This window comes from Grimontia sp. THUN1695 (genome assembly GCF_059704325.2).
Window position 1 is genome coordinate 2,291,799 of sequence record NZ_AP046577.1, and the last position, 16,522, is coordinate 2,308,320.

General features: G+C 48.2%; 15 protein-coding genes and 1 pseudogene. 5 read left to right on the plus strand and 11 right to left on the minus strand.

Going from position 1 to position 16,522, the window contains the following annotated elements; all coding sequences use genetic code 11:
• Positions 1-208: 208 nt before the first annotated feature.
• The gene (gene rpsT / locus AC6IB1_RS13980) at positions 209-469 is read left to right on the plus strand and encodes a 30S ribosomal protein S20 (RefSeq protein WP_040528593.1); all 261 of its coding nucleotides are present in this window, start codon (positions 209-211) and stop codon (positions 467-469) included.
• A gap of 60 nt (positions 470-529) precedes the next feature.
• On the opposite strand, the gene AC6IB1_RS13985 is transcribed toward rpsT, so the two are convergent.
• The 3 genes from AC6IB1_RS13985 to nhaA all read right to left on the minus strand — a co-directional run bounded on the left by AC6IB1_RS13985 (position 530) and on the right by nhaA (position 3,328).
• Positions 530-826 carry an ArsR/SmtB family transcription factor gene (locus AC6IB1_RS13985; RefSeq protein ID WP_040528595.1) on the minus strand — a complete coding sequence of 99 codons (297 nt, stop codon included), beginning with the start codon at positions 824-826 and terminating at the stop codon, positions 530-532.
• Between the two features lie 120 nt (positions 827-946).
• On the minus strand, positions 947-1,834 hold the full coding sequence (gene nhaR, locus AC6IB1_RS13990; protein WP_005503889.1) for a transcriptional activator NhaR: 888 nt from the start codon (positions 1,832-1,834) through the stop codon (positions 947-949).
• 306 nt (positions 1,835-2,140) lie between these two features.
• A complete protein-coding gene (nhaA, locus tag AC6IB1_RS13995; protein ID WP_497567163.1) occupies positions 2,141-3,328 on the minus strand; it encodes a Na+/H+ antiporter NhaA in 1,188 nt (395 codons plus the stop codon).
• Between the two features lie 423 nt (positions 3,329-3,751).
• Here nhaA and AC6IB1_RS14000 point away from each other — a divergent pair, with 423 nt between their 5' ends.
• A complete protein-coding gene (locus AC6IB1_RS14000; RefSeq protein ID WP_497567164.1) occupies positions 3,752-4,897 on the plus strand; it encodes a Na/Pi symporter in 1,146 nt (381 codons plus the stop codon).
• 192 nt (positions 4,898-5,089) lie between these two features.
• On the opposite strand, the gene AC6IB1_RS14005 is transcribed toward AC6IB1_RS14000, so the two are convergent.
• The 5 genes from AC6IB1_RS14005 to rppH all read right to left on the minus strand — a co-directional run bounded on the left by AC6IB1_RS14005 (position 5,090) and on the right by rppH (position 10,552).
• Positions 5,090-5,929: a thymidylate synthase gene (locus AC6IB1_RS14005; RefSeq protein WP_497567165.1), complete on the minus strand. Its 840-nt coding sequence runs from the start codon at positions 5,927-5,929 to the stop codon at positions 5,090-5,092.
• Positions 5,930-6,019: 90 nt separating this feature from the next.
• The gene (gene lgt, locus AC6IB1_RS14010; protein WP_497567166.1) at positions 6,020-6,820 is read right to left on the minus strand and encodes a prolipoprotein diacylglyceryl transferase; all 801 of its coding nucleotides are present in this window, start codon (positions 6,818-6,820) and stop codon (positions 6,020-6,022) included.
• A 13-nt stretch (positions 6,821-6,833) separates the two neighbouring features.
• Positions 6,834-7,640 (minus strand): sulfite exporter TauE/SafE family protein, encoded by an 807-nt coding sequence (locus AC6IB1_RS14015; protein WP_497567167.1) that lies wholly within the window; start codon positions 7,638-7,640, stop codon positions 6,834-6,836.
• 107 nt (positions 7,641-7,747) lie between these two features.
• Positions 7,748-10,006, minus strand: coding sequence for a phosphoenolpyruvate--protein phosphotransferase (gene ptsP / locus AC6IB1_RS14020; protein WP_497567168.1), 2,259 nt, complete (start codon positions 10,004-10,006; stop codon positions 7,748-7,750).
• A 21-nt stretch (positions 10,007-10,027) separates the two neighbouring features.
• Positions 10,028-10,552, minus strand: coding sequence for an RNA pyrophosphohydrolase (gene rppH, locus AC6IB1_RS14025; protein ID WP_005503899.1), 525 nt, complete (start codon positions 10,550-10,552; stop codon positions 10,028-10,030).
• Positions 10,553-11,154: 602 nt separating this feature from the next.
• Here rppH and mutH point away from each other — a divergent pair.
• Entirely contained in the window at positions 11,155-11,841 is a 687-nt protein-coding gene (mutH, locus tag AC6IB1_RS14030) for a DNA mismatch repair endonuclease MutH (protein ID WP_497567169.1), read from the plus strand.
• On the opposite strand, the gene AC6IB1_RS14035 is transcribed toward mutH, so the two are convergent.
• Positions 11,838-12,137, minus strand: a complete 300-nt coding sequence (locus AC6IB1_RS14035; protein ID WP_005503901.1) for a DUF6482 family protein — start codon at positions 12,135-12,137, stop codon at positions 11,838-11,840. The genes mutH and AC6IB1_RS14035 overlap by 4 nt on opposite strands.
• A gap of 241 nt (positions 12,138-12,378) precedes the next feature.
• Here AC6IB1_RS14035 and AC6IB1_RS14040 point away from each other — a divergent pair, with 241 nt between their 5' ends.
• A complete protein-coding gene (locus tag AC6IB1_RS14040; RefSeq protein ID WP_497567170.1) occupies positions 12,379-13,413 on the plus strand; it encodes an NADP(H)-dependent aldo-keto reductase in 1,035 nt (344 codons plus the stop codon).
• A gap of 106 nt (positions 13,414-13,519) precedes the next feature.
• Here the strand turns inward: AC6IB1_RS14040 and AC6IB1_RS14045 are convergent, their stop codons facing one another.
• Complete coding sequence (locus AC6IB1_RS14045; RefSeq protein WP_497567171.1) at positions 13,520-13,771, minus strand: hypothetical protein; 252 nt, start codon at positions 13,769-13,771, stop codon at positions 13,520-13,522.
• A 537-nt stretch (positions 13,772-14,308) separates the two neighbouring features.
• On the opposite strand from AC6IB1_RS14045, the pseudogene AC6IB1_RS14050 reads away from it, so the two are divergent.
• Positions 14,309-14,726, plus strand: a pseudogene (locus AC6IB1_RS14050) (PACE efflux transporter).
• A 58-nt stretch (positions 14,727-14,784) separates the two neighbouring features.
• Here AC6IB1_RS14050 and AC6IB1_RS14055 read toward each other — a convergent pair.
• Positions 14,785-16,119 carry a VpsR-related response regulator gene (locus AC6IB1_RS14055; RefSeq protein WP_497567172.1) on the minus strand — a complete coding sequence of 445 codons (1,335 nt, stop codon included), beginning with the start codon at positions 16,117-16,119 and terminating at the stop codon, positions 14,785-14,787.
• Positions 16,120-16,522: the final 403 nt, after the last annotated feature.

The following is a 16,522-nucleotide window of genomic DNA, read 5'->3' on the forward strand; positions in this document are numbered from 1 at the left end:
AATCGCAACAAAAGCAAAGATAAGGGGCTTACTTCAGGTAAAGAATGCTGGTAGAATCTGCCGCCATATTAACCGCGATGTTCGCAGCACGCCAATCCTACGGTGAATGCGGCGGATATTTGCACAAATGAATTGACAATTCGGGTAAAACGAGGCATATTCCTCGGCCTTAAATTGTCACCGAATATAAGATTTGGGAGTTAGACCCTTGGCGAATATCAAATCTGCTAAGAAGCGTGCAATCCAATCTGAGAAGCGTCGCCAGCACAACGCAAGCCGTCGCTCAATGATGCGCACTTACCTGAAAAAAACCCTTGCAGCTATCGCTGCAGGCGACAAAGAAGCGGCTACTAAAGCATTTGCTGAAGCGCAACCTATCCTGGACCGCATGGCAACTAAAGGCCTGATCCACAAGAACAAGGCTGCTCGTCATAAAGCTGCTCTGGCTGCTCAAATCAAAGCGCTGTAATAGTGCTCCGATTTGAAATAAAAAAACCGGCTTAATGCCGGTTTTTTATTGCTATTATTACTACTTACTGCAATACAGCTGGTGTAATGTTGTCATGATAGTTTGTACTTCTACACTTTTGAGCGAGTAGTAAACCGTCTGCGCTTCTTTTCTTGTCGCCACTAAACCATCACGTCGTAACCAAGCCAGATGTTGAGATAATGCAGACTGACTGAGTTGAAGTTTTTCACTCAGTGTACCGACTGACATTTCCCCTTCCAGCAAATAACAGAGTATGAAGAGTCTTCGCTCATTCGCCATGGCTTTCAGCAACTGCACAGCTTTAGGTCCAGCCTCTTGCATCTGTGTTAATTCCATATTGACTGCCTGCTACAAAAATACGTCTAAAGGTTTGTTTGTGTTTATTAACTTAAGTTTATCACTGTTCAGGGCAGTCACAATGGTTTGCATGCAAGAATGCTGCAAAGATGTTGAATATTAGTGAAATAACTTACTGAAATCCGCCTCGCATATACGTTTTACCGCAGGGTGCTGAATCATCCGTTCAGCAAAAATCACATAATATTCTTCCTTCAATGTTTCGACTTTGGCCACTTCACGGACATTGGGTAACTCCAGTACATCCGACGAGTAAAACGTGGGAGCGACAAACATGGCCTGATGGTATGAGCCAAAGGCTTTCATCAGTGCCGCGTCATCAAATTCTCCCAAAATCGTAGGCGTGATCCCCTGGCTGTCAAACCAGTGCATTAACTTACGTCCCATCGCCGTACGCGTGCTTGGGATCAACAATTTGTGCTCCTCAATCACTGCAGGAAAGCGTTTATTGGACACCTCTCCAGAGCAGAAGAAACTCATCATGCTTTCACCGATTTTGACACTGAAAAGCCCCGGATTTTGCGCAGAGCCCACCGGGCAATCCGACAGGATCATATCCAACTTATGTTGGGCTAATTGCTCAAGAAGCAGCTCATGGGTCGACTCAAAACAACGTAGGTGAATACCTTCATCTGCGGGCAGAGCTTTTAATAATACCCGACTCACCAAGCTTTTGGACAACGCATCGGCAACCCCAACATCAAACAGCTGGTTCTCCCGCTGGCTATAATTCACGATATCCAGCATCTCATAGCTGAGGCCAAACATCTTATCGGCATATTTGAAAACAAGCTGACCAAGTTCTGTAGGCTCAACAGTACGGCCCGCGCGTTTAGTCAATTTACCATTGAGCCGTTCTTCAAGTGCCCTGATCTGTCCTGTGACAGTTTGTGGCGTAAGAAAAAGTGCATCTGCGGCTTTAGAGACTGAGCCTTGCTTACAGACCATCCAGAAGTAATAAAGGTGGTTATAGTTTAAATGTGACATGTGAACTCATGGAGGAGAACGCCAGATGCAGAATTGCATCTGGCGTTCAGGGTTATGGATTAATCTTTATGGGTCATGGTGGATGTTTTATACCGGCCACCGGCGCGTTGTTCCAACGCCCTGCCTAAAAGCGTGTCTTTATCGACATTCGATGAGCATTCCTGCACTGCTCTTTAAACCCGTTCAGGCCGGGATTGGGTTATGTCCAATCCCGCAAGAAAGGCTTTGCACACTGCTGTTGAGCTGCCTTCGAAACAGTGTGCGTATTGCTCCAATGCTAACGTCGGCACAGAGAAAAGAACTGCGCTAATAGTCAATACTCACTTTCTTCCCATCGCCGTCTTCTTCCTCATTCGATTTCGGCAATACCATACTCAGCAAGGTGTAACCGATAACAGCCGATATCGTTGAACCAATCAGGATGCCCAGCCGAGAGAAGGTAATGTAGCTTTCGTCTACACCCACAAACGCCAGCGACGAAATGAAGATGGACATGGTAAAGCCGATACCACACAACAAAGACACCGCGAAGACATGTTTAAAGTTAACATTTTCAGGCAGGCGAGCCACACCAAGTTTCACTGACACCCAACTGAAGGTAAAAATACCCAATGGCTTACCAATCATAAGGCCAAAGGCAATCCCCAATGGCAACGCATTGGTCAGGCTGTTAAAAGAAACACCTTCAAGTGACACACCTGCGTTTGCAAACGCAAAGATGGGCAGGATAAGGAATGCCACATAGGGATGAAGGGCATGCTCAAGTTTCTTGAGCGGTGATTTATCGTCTTTGTCCCCTTCCAGCGGAATAGCAAAACCGAGTACAACACCGGCAAGTGTCGCGTGTACGCCAGATTTCAGCACACTGAACCACAGTACTGCACCGACCAACAGATACCATTTGGTTGATGTCACACCTTTTGCATTCAAGAGGAAAAGAACGGCAGTTGATATAAAGGCCACAATCAGTGCCGTTACCGACAGATCGCTACTGTAAAACAGCGCAATGATCACGATCACACCCAAATCATCAATGATCGCCAGTGCCAACAGGAATACTTTCAGTGCCAGCGGGACACGCTTACCCAGCAGCGCCATCACACCGAGAGCAAAAGCAATGTCTGTCGCAGCTGGGATTGCCCAGCCCGCTTGGGTAATTGGGTCACCGGCATTGAAAGCCAGATAAACCAGCGCGGGGGCCAACATACCACCTATTGCTGCAATTGCAGGGAAGATCGCTTTTTCTTTGGTATTCAGGGCCCCTTCGATCAGTTCCCTTTTTACCTCAAGTCCTATCAGTAGGAAGAAGATGGCCATCAGGCCGTCGTTGATCCAATGTGCAACAGACAAACCAGCTATATAGCTGTGAAGCGCGCCGTCATACAATGGCTGCAAAGGTGAGTTGGCAATAATGATTGCCAGGACTGCAGCAACAATCAGTACTAAACCGCCCGCTGATTCCATCTTCATAAACTGACGAATCGCATCAGTCATTTATAGCACTCCATAACATTAATTGGTTCCTACTAGTCTAGGCACCGAACATTGATAAAGAAAAATCGGTTCTTCAGAGATTAAACATCGGAATAACCGAATTATAAAACAAAAATAGTTACTTTTTTCGCAACAAAAATCGACACCTTCGTTACAATACTCACCTTCACAGCCTGCAATAAGCGTTAACAGGGTTCAAGTAGCGATTTTCTATTCTGTACTGGCCCACTCAACAAATACATCGTAATACAATGATTTTTAAAGAGATGAAATAAAAGGAAGAGGTATTTCAGATCCTTTCCTATCGTGGGTGGTGACACAATATCCAAGCTGTCATATTAGTGAAATATTTCCTACCTAATATCCGCGACAAATTTTTCACTGGCACAAATCTGACATTTACTTGTCACGGAGATTCCTTTTATGACTTCCCAAGTTTCTACTGCTGCACCGATTAACAGCTCTAAGAATTGGGTACGTTGGGTCAACCTGGCGCTGATGCTTTATGTTCTGCTGCTTGCAGTGTCCATGGTTGGAAGTGGTTTCAAATGGGCTGCGGGCGACGAAGCGAAAAACCTGTTCGAATTCGCATCCCATCCAATTGCAGGCTTGATGATTGGTATCGTAACGACTGCACTTATCCAATCTTCCAGTACTGTAACGTCTATTATTGTTGGTCTTGTTGCTGGCGGCCTGCCTGTTGAAACAGCTATCCCGATGGTGATGGGGGCAAACATAGGGACAACCGTCACCAATACTCTGGTAAGCCTGGGTCACGCCCGCTGCAAAGAAGAGTTCCGCCGCGCATTTACCTGTGCAACAGTTCATGACTTTTTCAACCTGATTGCTGTCGCTATCTTCCTGCCGCTGGAAATGATGTTCGGCCTGCTCGACAAAATCTCTAGTTGGCTGGTTGCTCCTTTCATGTTTGAAGGCAGCCTGAGCATGAAAGGCTTGGACTTTATGGGTCCAATGACCAAGCCGTTAGTCAATGGCACCAAAGAGATGCTATCTGTCCTGCCTGGTAGCTGGGGAGGTATTGTACTGGCTCTGCTGGGTATCGCGCTGATCTTTGTGTCAATCACTATGATGGGCAAACTGATGCGTGCGCTGATGGTTGGCCGTGCTAAAGAGATGCTGCACAAAGCGATCGGTCGCGGTCCTATTCACGGCATTATGTCCGGAACTCTGGTCACCATTCTGGTTCAGTCTTCTTCAACCACTACCAGTCTGATGGTTCCTCTGGTTGGCACCAATGTACTGAAAGTACGTGACGTTTACCCCTTCACGCTGGGTGCTAACATCGGTACCTGTATCACTGCGCTTCTGGCAGCCACGGCAGTCACCGGTCCGAACGCGGTCTTTTCCCTGCAAATCGCACTGGTACACCTGTCGTTTAACGTACTGGCTACCTTGTTGATCTTTGGCACACCGTTCCTGCGTGATATTCCACTGAAATGTGCAGAGATGCTGGGCAACGCAGCAGCCAAAAGCAAACTGGCCGTTGCTGCTTACCTGGGTCTGGTATTTCTCGCCATTCCTTCGCTGGTCATGCTGATAACGCAATAAGCAATGCTGACCTACTGATGTGAAAACGCCCGCTAATGGGCGTTTTTGTGTTTGGGATATAGAGAAGGTACTGGGTACTGCAGGATTTTGGATCGCGCTTGGAGAAAGCCAAGCTCTTTGCTCTTCCTAGGACCGCTTTTTAAATTCCTAGGACCGCTCTTCGCTTTCCCCAGGACCAGCTCTTCCTAAGCCCTAAATCGCTATCGGCGCTTTAATCGTAGGCTGCGCCTCGTAACCTTCAATCTCAAAATCTTCAAGTTTGTAATCAAAGATAGACGCAGGCTTACGTTTGATCTTCAGGGTTGGACGTTTACCCGGCTCACGCTTGAGCTGCTCGTAGACGATATCATCCGTCAGATGGTTGTGATACAGATGAACATCGCCAAAGGTGTGCACAAACTCTCCTACCTCCAAATCACACTGCTGCGCAATCATATGGGTAAACAGTGCGTAGCTTGCGATATTGAATGGCACGCCCAGGAAATAGTCGGCACTGCGCTGGTAAAGCTGGCAGGAAAGCTTGCCATCAGCCACGTAAAACTGGAACAGGCAGTGGCAAGGCGCCAGTGCCATTTTGCCCTGCTCTGCATTGGCTTGCGGACTGATGCTCTCATCCGGTAAGTCCGCCGGATTCCACGCAGTAATAATGTGACGACGGGAGTTTGGTTTGGTTTTTATTTGCTCAATCAACTCGGCAATCTGGTCAACAGTAGAACCATCCGGGCACGCCCATGAACGCCACTGTGCCCCGTAAACCGGGCCTAAATCACCGCTTTCAGTCGCCCATTCATCCCAGATAGTCACCTTGTTGTCTTGCAAATATTTGATGTTGGTATCGCCGTTAAGGAACCACAGCAGTTCATGGATAATTGCACGGGTGTAGAGCTTTTTGGTGGTCAGCAACGGAAAGCCTTCACTGAGATCAAAGCGCATCTGGCGCCCGAAGACGGAACGTGTGCCGACACCAGTACGGTCACCACGGTCTGTGCCGTTATCAAGGATATCCTGCATTAAATCAAGATACTGCTTCATGGTTTTTCCTTACGTTTTTCCCGCTAAACCGGGAGGACAAATCAAAAATATAAAGAAAGCCGCAGGGTTCTGCGGCTTAACGTGCAACGCTTAGGCTGAGTGTGTCGTGCCTGGGTTGCGGCGATACGCCCAAACCATCATGAGCACACCCACGATAATCATCGGGGTGGAGAGGATCTGCCCCATGCTGATCGCATCACCAAACAGGCCAAGGTGAGCATCAGGCTCGCGGTAGAACTCAACGATAAAGCGGAAAGCCCCGTAGCCTATCAGGAAAAGGCCTGAGACGGCACCTGCCGGGCGCGGCTTTTTAATAAACCAGTTAAGGATCAGAAACAATACCACACCTTCCAGCGCAAACTCATAGAGTTGTGATGGGTGACGGGCAACTGGCCCGCCGGTTGGGAAGACCATCCCCCAAAGCACATCGGTCGCACGTCCCCACAGTTCACCATTGATAAAGTTCCCTAAACGGCCAGCCCCCAGACCAAAAGGAACTAAGGGCGCAATAAAGTCAGAAACCACAAAGAAGGTACGCTTGGTTTTACGCGCATACCATGCCATCGCTGCAATCACACCCAGCAGGCCACCGTGAAACGACATCCCCCCGGTCCATACTTTAAATAGGAAAAGAGGGTTGGCGAGGAAAGCGTCAAACTGATAAAACAGCACATAACCTATCCGCCCACCTAAAACAACGCCCAGAAAGCCTGCGAAAAGCAGATCGCTCACTTCATCTCGCGTCCAGCCGCTGTCAGGTTTGTCAGAACGGCGATTAGCCAACCAGAGGGCAAACGCAAAACCGGCCAAATACATTAATCCGTACCAGCGAATCGCCAGAGGGCCAATTTCAATCAAGATGGGATCAATCTGGGGAAATGTCAGAGACATGTATTCGTCTTCCTTAGCTAAAAAACATGCTTGCCCCTACCAGAAGCAAAAACACGGCAAATACGCGCTTGATGATCGGCGTCGGTAACCGGGTGGCAAGGCTTGCACCGTAACGTGTTGTCATTACTGACGTGATGACAATGCCCATCAGCGCAGGTAAGTAAACGTAACCGACACTATAGACAGGTAGCGTCTCCGGTTGGTTCAACCCGAAAAAAACAAAACCCGCCACGCCGGACAAGGCCAAAAACACCCCGCACAGGGAGGCACAGCCGATGGCTTTTCGCATCTCAACACCGTGATAATTGAGATAGGGCACGGTCAACGAACCGCCACCAATACCGGCCAGGCTCGCTATCATACCAATCATGGTGCCACTGGTCATGCTACCAATAGCAGACGGTAGGGATCTGGCAGGCCGGACGCGCAGGGACAGCGCCATTTGAAGTGCCAATATCAATACAATCACCCCAAACACTTTCGGTAGATACTGGGTTGGCATCTTATCGGCAATCGCACTGCCAAGCATACCACCGACCAAAATGCCCGGCAGCAAGGATCGGATAACCGATGGTTGGACATTACCAAGCCGGTAATGGGTGAACGCCGAGGAGGCGGAGGTGATAACAATACTGGCGAGCGACGTCGCTAACGCCATCGGCATAACTAAATTGTCAGACACTCCCGCCAAGGGGAGTAAAACACTCAGCGCAGGTACCACAATCAAGCCCCCGCCGATCCCCAACAAACCGGCCAACAGCCCAACAACGCCCCCCACTAAAAGACAAACACCAAACAACCACAATGTGGCTTCAAACATGAAAAAGTTCCTATTTAACCTGCACGTTGCGTGAGAAAATCCCAATATACCCAAGCGACCTGACTGGTTAATCATTGACTTAACCACGAGGGTCTGTGAAGCCCAAATTATTTTCCTACCCGGATCAGACCACCAAGCTTGTATTGCTCCAAAAAGGCTTCAGACGTGTTCCTGATATCCCGCGCCAATGACAGTTGCTGAACAGCTGTGTGGTGTTTTACCAGTGCCGTGCAGGGAATATGGCGAAGTACATATTTGATTTTTGCCACGCTCCGGGTGTTCATACTAAGGTGACGATAACCCATGCCTACCAACAATACTGCTCCAATCGGGTCACCGGCAAACTCTCCACAGACGCTCACTGGAAGTTTCAAGCGCTTGCTGGTATCAAGGATATGCTTTAATACCGCCAACACGGATGGGTGGAATGTGTCATAGACGTCTGCAACACGGGCATTGTTCCTGTCTACAGCCAGTAAATACTGTGTCAGGTCGTTGGTACCGACAGAGAGAAAATCAATATGCGGAGCGATAGCATCCAATTGATACAGCACCGATGGTACCTCCACCATGATGCCGAGTCGCGGTTTTTTCAGTGTTTCTCCCTGCATACAGGAAATATCCATAACTTCAGAAAAAGCCCTGTCCACTAAGGCTTTGGCTTCAAGCAACTCAGACAGGCCTGAAATCATCGGCAGTAAAATAGCAAGGTTGTTCCGGCCCACACTTGCCCGCAGCATTGCACGCACCTGTATCAGGAAGATATCAGGATGATCCAAAGTGAAACGGATCCCCCGCCAGCCTAAAAACGGATTGTCCTCCTCAATTTTCAAGTAAGGCAATGGTTTGTCCCCCCCAATATCCAGGGTTCGCATCACTACCGGTTGATTGGGGTAACAATCGAGAATAGCGCTGTATTGGTTAACCTGATCGTCTTCCGACGGGAAGCTACGTTGCATCAAGAAAGGGACCTCTGTGCGATAAAGACCTACCCCATCAACACCACGGTTAATGGCGATACTGGTATCAGCACTCAACCCTGCATTCAGGTGCACTTCCACCCTCACACCATCAGCTGTCGCTGTTTGCCTGGTGAACGCATTTTCCACCTCTTGTTGCAACTCAAGCTCTTCATCACGCAAGCGTTCGTATTCTTTCAGGACTTGTGGTGTCGGATCAACCAACAACTGGCCTTTAAAGCCATCCAGCACAATCGGCTTTCGATGAACCAGTTGCGCACTGAACTCGACCCCCATCACCGCTGGAATGCCCAAAGCTCGGGCAAGAATCGCCGCATGCGCATTCACGGCCCCTTCTTCCGCCACAACGCCAGCAAGACAGTCGCGGGGAATAGCAGCCAACATCACAGCCGTCAGCTCCCGAGCAAAGAGAATGATTGGCTCCTCAATGTTCCACTGCTTTATTTCTTGGTTTTCAAGAAAGTAAAGCAGGCGTTGACCCAATTCGTTGATGTCATTCGCACGCTCGCGAAGGTAAGGATCCGACATATTCTGGAAGCGCCCAACAAATGCATCAATGGTCTGCTTCACGGCCCATTCTGCCAAATCACCATCCTGGATATGCTCGTTCATCGCCTTGCGCAGCATAGGATCGTTTAGCAGGTGGATAAAAAGGTCGAAGATCGCCAACGTATCTTGATTAAGTTCGCTGTCAAAACGTTTTCTGAGACGGCGAAATTCAGTGATAGCGCCACTGATCGCCCCCTCTAGACGGTCTCGTTCTGTTTGAATATCCAGACAAGAGGCAGGAAACACTAGATCCAGACTGGGTTGAGAGACATCGCACCAGGCTTTGGCAATCGCTATGCCAGGAGATGCTGCTGCCCCTTCCAAAAGCAGCGTACCTTGGGTGTTATTCGGCCAAACTCCCTGCGCTTTGGCATGGGCAAACACAACCGCTAGCTGCGCCGCCAGCGTCACCAGGAAAGACTCTTCACTTTCATCAAACTGGCGCGAATCGCGCTGCTGCACCACTAAAACACCAAGTACCTGGCGGCGGTAAATAATAGGGGTGCCCAGAAAGGCGTGAAAAATGTCTTCTCCAATATCCGGAAAATGTTTGAAATCGCTATGAGTACTGGCTTGGGCAAGGTTTATGGGTTCGGCGCGACGGCCAACAAGACCGACCAAACCTTCATTGAAAGAGAGTGAAACACGACGGGCCCGGGCATTCAGCCCTTGCGTCGCCATTAAATCATATTGTTTACGCTCATGGTCTGCGATATAGACGGAGCAGCACTCTGTCTCCATGGCAGAACAGGTTTCACGCACCAACGTATTGAGTGCCTGCTTGACGTCGGTGGACGACGCAACATGGTTAACGATATCCTTAAGTTTCGTCAGCATTCGCGTCCCCAACGTATCCCTCTAATTTTTCGCTGAACCCCGTTTACTTTTACGCTTCGTTTTTCGTTCACGAAACGGCATAGCCATTGGCGCAAACTCTTTCATTGCGCGTCGGTAAACTTCGCGTTTAAACGACACCACCTGCCTAACAGGGTACCAGTAGCTGACCCATCGCCAACCATCAAATTCCGGCGTTCCCCCGCGTAACATGTTCACCTTTGACTCGTCACATTCCAGTTTCAGCAAAAACCATTTCTGCTTTTGGCCGATACACACTGGCTTGGACTCCCAGCGCACCAGACGTTTAGGCAGTTTATAGCGCAACCAGTGTCGGCTGGTTGCCAGAATTCTGACGTCTTTCTTCGTGAGCCCGACTTCCTCATAAAGCTCACGGTACATGGCTTGTTCAGGTGTTTCACCGTCATCAATGCCACCTTGAGGAAATTGCCAGGAATGTTGTCCGTATCGACGAGCCCAGAGAACCTGACCGTGGCTGTTACAAATTACTATCCCGACATTGGGACGGTAGCCATCGTCATCTATCACTGGACGACCTCAAATATAAATCTCTATTACCAGTGATTTTTTCACACTATGTGCACAGTGGTAAACAAACATTGTGTATGAATCGCATTTTTTGGGGACTTCAACCGCCTTTAGGGATAATTCCATTCCCGACCCAGAGTTATAAACAGTCAAGTGAGACTAGGCGCACATTTATTCACGCTTTCTGTGGATAGATTTGTGCAGAACAGACGATTAACTGGATAAAACTTGCGTCTCCTTCGTTCTTTATATTATTTCCCCATGTCCCATCTCCTTAATTATTTCTTTTATATCAATAAGATAAACCAAGTCAGTGTAATAAGAATATGAGGCAGTTGTACTGGAAAAGAGAACGATCTTAAAGTGGTCAAAGATCCATCAAAAACAAAGTTACTCACACGACTTGTGCATTTTACAACCGCAACGATCCATAAACCGCCTATTTTTGTAAGAGTAACCACTGTACAAGCATCCATGATCTATTTTTATACCCTATCCAGAATGATCATTGTGGATAACTCATCTCATCCTGTAAAATGGCTGGATCCAAAATAGTTTGGCTGATAGCGTTCACTCTTAGCGACAAACCATGAAGATAACTTATGATCCCAGCCCCAACCTCAGAGCCTGAACTACTTGAACGCGCCTACGCCCTTGCCGGATTTACCCTGGGAGAGCTGGCTGCACAACATGGCCTCGAATGCCCGACAGATCTCCGTCGGGAAAAAGGGTGGGTCGGTATGTTATTGGAAACGTGTCTGGGCGCCGTGGCAGGCAGTAAACCTGAACAGGATTTTCAAGAATTAGGGATCGAGCTGAAGTCAATTCCCGTCAGCCATACCGGTAAACCACTGGAAACCACCTTTGTTTGTGTCGCTCCCCTTACCGGCGTTCATGGCCTGACATGGGAAAAAAGCCATATCCGCAACAAACTGTCGAAAGTACTGTGGATCCCGGTAGAAGGAGAGCGGGAAATCCCAGTTAGTGAACGTCACATCGGTATGCCCCTTCTGTGGCAACCTTCTGCTGAAGAAGAAGCGCAACTGAAAGCGGATTGGGAAGAGTTGATGGAGTTTATCGTGCTGGGGAAAGTGCACGAGATAAACGCTAAACATGGAGAATACCTGCAGCTTCGTCCCAAAGCCGCCAACAGCAAAGCGAAAACCGAAGCCTATGGTGCGAATGGGCAGCCGATCAAAACTCTCCCCCGCGGCTTTTACCTACGCCCCCAGTTTACCGGCAAGATCCTTGCCCGTCACTTTATGTTACCAGACGGCACAACCTCTTAAAGGGTGATGTCCATGTCTTCTTTGCAGGAAGCCTCTGCAGGGCCAAACTCGTCGTAAGGATCCATCAGTCGTAACGTGGCCTGTTTCACGCCAATTTTACGCAATTTTTCTGATACCTGATCCAGACTGTCAAAGTGCATCACTTCATCCGTGTGGTCTTCTTTGAGTGGCTCCAACTTTTGCTTGACGTCGACTTCAACAACATATTGCGCACCACCGGCATGCGCAATCACATAGCAATGGGGCACATTATCGGGATGAGCCTGGATCCAGCTCTTCAATTGCTTTAATTTCATCTGCCACCCATTTCGTTAATCAAATGTTAACCTCAGTATAAGGTGTCAGCAGTACGTGGGAGGTTTAAAATTGATATTTCTGATCGCGTCCACGAATTTCAGCGGCAACATTTCAATGCCTTCCTGGTTACCCCGCTCTGCAGCAATTTTCCCTTGTGCCGATCTGAAAAAATCCTAAGATGGAAAATAAACCCCCGCACATCTTATTGAAGCTATTCTGAGATGCAGCCAAGGAGAAAGGATGCAATACCACACTCTTCCCCATACCAGCCTTGAAGTCAGCAAGATTTGCTTGGGCACGATGACATTTGGTCAACAGAACACAGAAGCCGATGCCCACCAGCAACTTGACGTCGCCCTTGATCATGGCGTGAATTTCATTGATACCGCCGAAATGTATGCAGTGCCACCAACACCAGAGACGCAAGGGTTAACCGAGCAATACATTGGAAACTGGCTCAGCAAATCCGGCAAGCGGGAAAAAGTGATCATCGCCACCAAAGTTGCCGGTCCCCGTGGCGTCCCCTATCTCCGTGAAAACATGTCACTGGATCGCCGCAATATCCGACAAGCAATAAACGATAGCCTGACCCGGTTACAAACAGACTATATAGATTTATATCAAGTACACTGGCCGCAACGCCACGTCAACAGTTTCGGCAAGCTCAATTACCAGCACCAGGAGGAGAACTCTGGTGTCACCTTGCTTGATACCTTAGATGCACTGGCAGAGTTGGTCCGCGAAGGAAAAATCCGTTATATCGGTGTGTCGAACGAGACCCCTTGGGGGGTAATGAGTTACCTCCGTCTGGCAGAAAAGCACAGCCTGCCGCGCATTGTTTCGATCCAAAACCCGTACAACCTTCTCAACCGCAGCTTTGAAGTGGGCCTGTCAGAGATCAGCCATCAGGAAGGGGTCGAGCTTTTGGCATACTCCCCTCTCGCATTTGGCGCGTTGTCTGGCAAGTACCTTAATGGCGCAAGACCAGAAGGTGCACGTTGCACCCGTTGGGAGCGCTTTGCCCGCTACTTTACTGAACAAGGACAGGCAGCCACTCAGGCCTATGTCGATTTAGCAAACGAATTTTCCATCGATCCTGCCCAAATGGCACTGGCCTACGTGAACACCCGTCCGTTTGTGGCCAGTAACATCATTGGTGCGACCACGTTGACGCAACTCAAAAACAACATTGACTCGATTCATGTAGAGCTACCAGAAGAGCTGTTGATTCGCATTGAAGAGATTGGAGCAAGGTATTCCAATCCCTGCCCATAACGCCCACCGTTCATAAACAAAGCAAAAGCGCCAAACGACGCTTTTCTTTTTTACCCCTCGTCTGCACAATGCACCGGGAGCCATCAAAAAATGGCTCCCAGTAGCATTACGTCGTGAGGTTCATCCTGAGTTTTCTGCGCATTCGGGCCACTTCGCGTTGTGCCTTGAATTGAGGAGCAACAGTGTGGCCGATAGAAAAAACGTCTTTTTCAAAGCCAATATCCCGCATCAGGTGTTCTGACATCGGCTTACCCGCGTAGCGGATACGACGATGAGCTTTTCTCCAGGCAGTTTCTTCACGTTTGATATCTATACGGACAAAAAACAGAGCCAGGCGCAGGTAAACAGATTGGTTCATGATGGACTCCTTGTGAGTATCAGGAGGCCTTGGATAGAGTGCAGGTGAGAGATCGATAGGGAGTGTGTCGCTCAGAGCCGCAGTCATATCTGCGGCCCATTGCTAAAGGGGGCGGATTACTGTACAGGTTTTCGCACATCTGCGCACAGATCGGAGACAATCGTCATGACGGATGTAAACAGTTGATGTGTCATCTTTTGTCTCCTTGTCTACGTTAACCTGCGGAGGGCTCCGCACTTGCAAAGTCATTGTTAACACTAATAATCTGGATCAATATATCAACGTATTATTTGATATAGCCACAAATTCAGTGTCATATGCTTAATCCAACAGTATGTGCGATTTTTCATCGTTTTCTGGTTATTTTTTGCCTATTTTGAAGGACATATTGCTTTTAGTTGGTAATCCGACTTTCTTTTTTCTGACTCCTTGATTATCGGCAGGTCAATCCACATATCTCATACCACCATCACGATGATGAAGGCTAGAATCACCATTTTTCGTTATCATGTCGCTGTTGATTGAGAGAAATACACCATGAGATCTGTTGCTGACCGAATTCGACACGCTATCGCTTTTGAAGTGATTGGTCTAATTCTTATCGTGGGCATTTTGTCGCTGTTTGGTTTTGATGCTGCACACACTGGTGTACTGGGACTTGCGTTTTCTGTCATCGCAACGGGCTGGAACTATATCTATAACCTGTGGTTTGACAAAGCCATGGTGAAGTTGACCGGTACTACCGAGAAAAAACAAAAGCCATGCCGTGCTGTTTGAGCTTGGTTTGCTGTGGGTGACACTACCCGCGATAGCCTGGTGGCTGAACATCAGTTTGTGGCAAGCGTTTCTGATGGATATCGGCATGGTGGTTTTCTATCTTGTTTATGCCTATATCTATAATCTGGCATACGACAAACTGTTTCCTGTCTCCGAAGGGAAACTGGCAACTGAATAAGCCCTAAACCAAAAAACCGCCTGAGTGTGCAGGCGGTTTTTATCTAACTTAGCGAGTATTATCGAAAACTGCGCGGCGCCGGGATCAAACTGTGCTTGTTCAGCAAACGGTACATAGTGGCACGGGAAACTCCGAGCTCCTTCGCTGCAGCAGATACCTGACCGTTGTTGCTCTCAAGAACTGCCAGCAACGCATCACGCTCTGATTCTTCACGGATCTTACGCAGGCTTTGTTTGTAATCCCCCTGACGAGGCAAATCCAGATGTTCTGCCTCAATCACCAGATTATCCGCCAGAAGCACGGCACGTTTTACCTGGTTAATCAGCTCACGCACATTACCCGGCCAGCTGTAGTTGGTCAGGATCTTGTTTGCTTCCTCAGAGAAAGTGCGGGCCTGTGTGTTGTACTGGCGTGCAAACTTCAGCAGGAAGTGTTCAGCCAGCTCTGGAATGTCAGCACTGCGCTCTTTCAGTGACGGTACAGAAATACGCAGTACATTCAACCGGTAGAACAGATCTTCACGAAACTGGCCTTCTGATACTGCTTTTTCCAGATCCATGTGTGTCGCTGCAATCACACGTACATCGATTTCTTTCGAGTATTTGTCATCGTGGGTTTCGACTGTGCCATCTTGCAACAAGTGCAAGAGATTTGCCTGCAGATTCAATGGCAAATCGCCAATTTCGTCCAAAAACAGCGTCCCCTGATGCGCCTGCTGCACTTTACCTTCTGTGTCACCATCACCAAACAGCTCGTTCTGGATAAGCCTTTCTGGCAGTGCACTGCATTTTACGGAAACAAACGGTCCTTTAGCGCGGGTAGACGCATTGTGAATTGCCATACCGACCAGCTCTTTACCGGTACCGCTTTCACCGTTGATAAGCACGGACACATCTGTCGGTGCAACACGACGGACCTGATCGCGCAGCTTCTTCATCACCGACGTTTTGCCCAGCAGGCCCATGTCGCTATGATCGCCCAGTTGTGGCCACACATGACGCTCAAGTTTCAACATACCCAACTGGTGTCCAATGGTACTCATCAACTGGCTGTCAGGAATTGGCGAAGTGAAGTAGTCGATACAGAAGCTCACAATGAACTGACAAATGGCATCGTTATTGAGTTGATCTTCACGGATCAGCGCCAACCAGCGTACCTGCTTATTTCGATTAACCAGTGATGCGACACCGTTAAGGCTGAAATCATCATGACTGATGTCCACGATACCGATACAAGGACCGATGTCCTGAAGAAGGGATTGTGCTGCCCTAAGGTCATAGCAACGGTGACAACGCCAGCCAGCCTGTTCCAACGTAGCCAACCATGGTTCATAGGTCCCACCCACTACAACAAGAGAGCTTGGAACTGCCTCAGATCTGAATTGCATACCCATAATGCCTGCCTTAAGTCATCCATTAACGACATGTGTTCAAAATGTTGTGAGTATCATTATATTTAGTAAGACAAGCAGGTTTGTCTCAATACAGATACAAAGTAGCTCTCAACTCAGCATCATTCCCATATCAGACACTTTTGCTGTTTGGTTTACTGACAATAAAAACATCAACCAATTAACAGAATCATTATTAATATTAATAGGATAGATCGCCTTAAATTGCCTAAAAAAAAAATTCAAAATGGCTAACACTTCGAGCATATCTTATTATTGAGAAAATTAAGTTCTCTCTAATTTTTCTTAGATCATAGACTATGATCCGTTTTCTTGAAGTCATCACAATGCAGGTAAAAGAAAAACCGCGTCCTGTTAAGACGCGGTCTTTGGATTAAGGCAAGTT

Bases quoted from the DNA above. Each gene is read 5' to 3' on its own strand.
- AC6IB1_RS13985 (WP_040528595.1), bottom strand. From the start codon at position 826: ATGGAATTAACACAGATGCAAGAGGCTGGACCTAAAGCTGTGCAGTTG.
- nhaR (WP_005503889.1), bottom strand. From the start codon at position 1,834: ATGTCACATTTAAACTATAACCACCTTTATTACTTCTGGATGGTCTGT.
- nhaA (WP_497567163.1), bottom strand. From the start codon at position 3,328: ATGACTGATGCGATTCGTCAGTTTATGAAGATGGAATCAGCGGGCGGT.
- AC6IB1_RS14000 (WP_497567164.1), top strand. From the start codon at position 3,752: ATGACTTCCCAAGTTTCTACTGCTGCACCGATTAACAGCTCTAAGAAT.
- AC6IB1_RS14005 (WP_497567165.1), bottom strand. From the start codon at position 5,929: ATGAAGCAGTATCTTGATTTAATGCAGGATATCCTTGATAACGGCACA.
- lgt (WP_497567166.1), bottom strand. From the start codon at position 6,820: ATGTCTCTGACATTTCCCCAGATTGATCCCATCTTGATTGAAATTGGC.
- AC6IB1_RS14015 (WP_497567167.1), bottom strand. From the start codon at position 7,640: ATGTTTGAAGCCACATTGTGGTTGTTTGGTGTTTGTCTTTTAGTGGGG.
- ptsP (WP_497567168.1), bottom strand. From the start codon at position 10,006: ATGCTGACGAAACTTAAGGATATCGTTAACCATGTTGCGTCGTCCACC.
- mutH (WP_497567169.1), top strand. From the start codon at position 11,155: ATGATCCCAGCCCCAACCTCAGAGCCTGAACTACTTGAACGCGCCTAC.
- AC6IB1_RS14035 (WP_005503901.1), bottom strand. From the start codon at position 12,137: ATGAAATTAAAGCAATTGAAGAGCTGGATCCAGGCTCATCCCGATAAT.
- AC6IB1_RS14040 (WP_497567170.1), top strand. From the start codon at position 12,379: ATGCAATACCACACTCTTCCCCATACCAGCCTTGAAGTCAGCAAGATT.
- AC6IB1_RS14045 (WP_497567171.1), bottom strand. From the start codon at position 13,771: ATGAACCAATCTGTTTACCTGCGCCTGGCTCTGTTTTTTGTCCGTATA.
- AC6IB1_RS14055 (WP_497567172.1), bottom strand. From the start codon at position 16,119: ATGGGTATGCAATTCAGATCTGAGGCAGTTCCAAGCTCTCTTGTTGTA.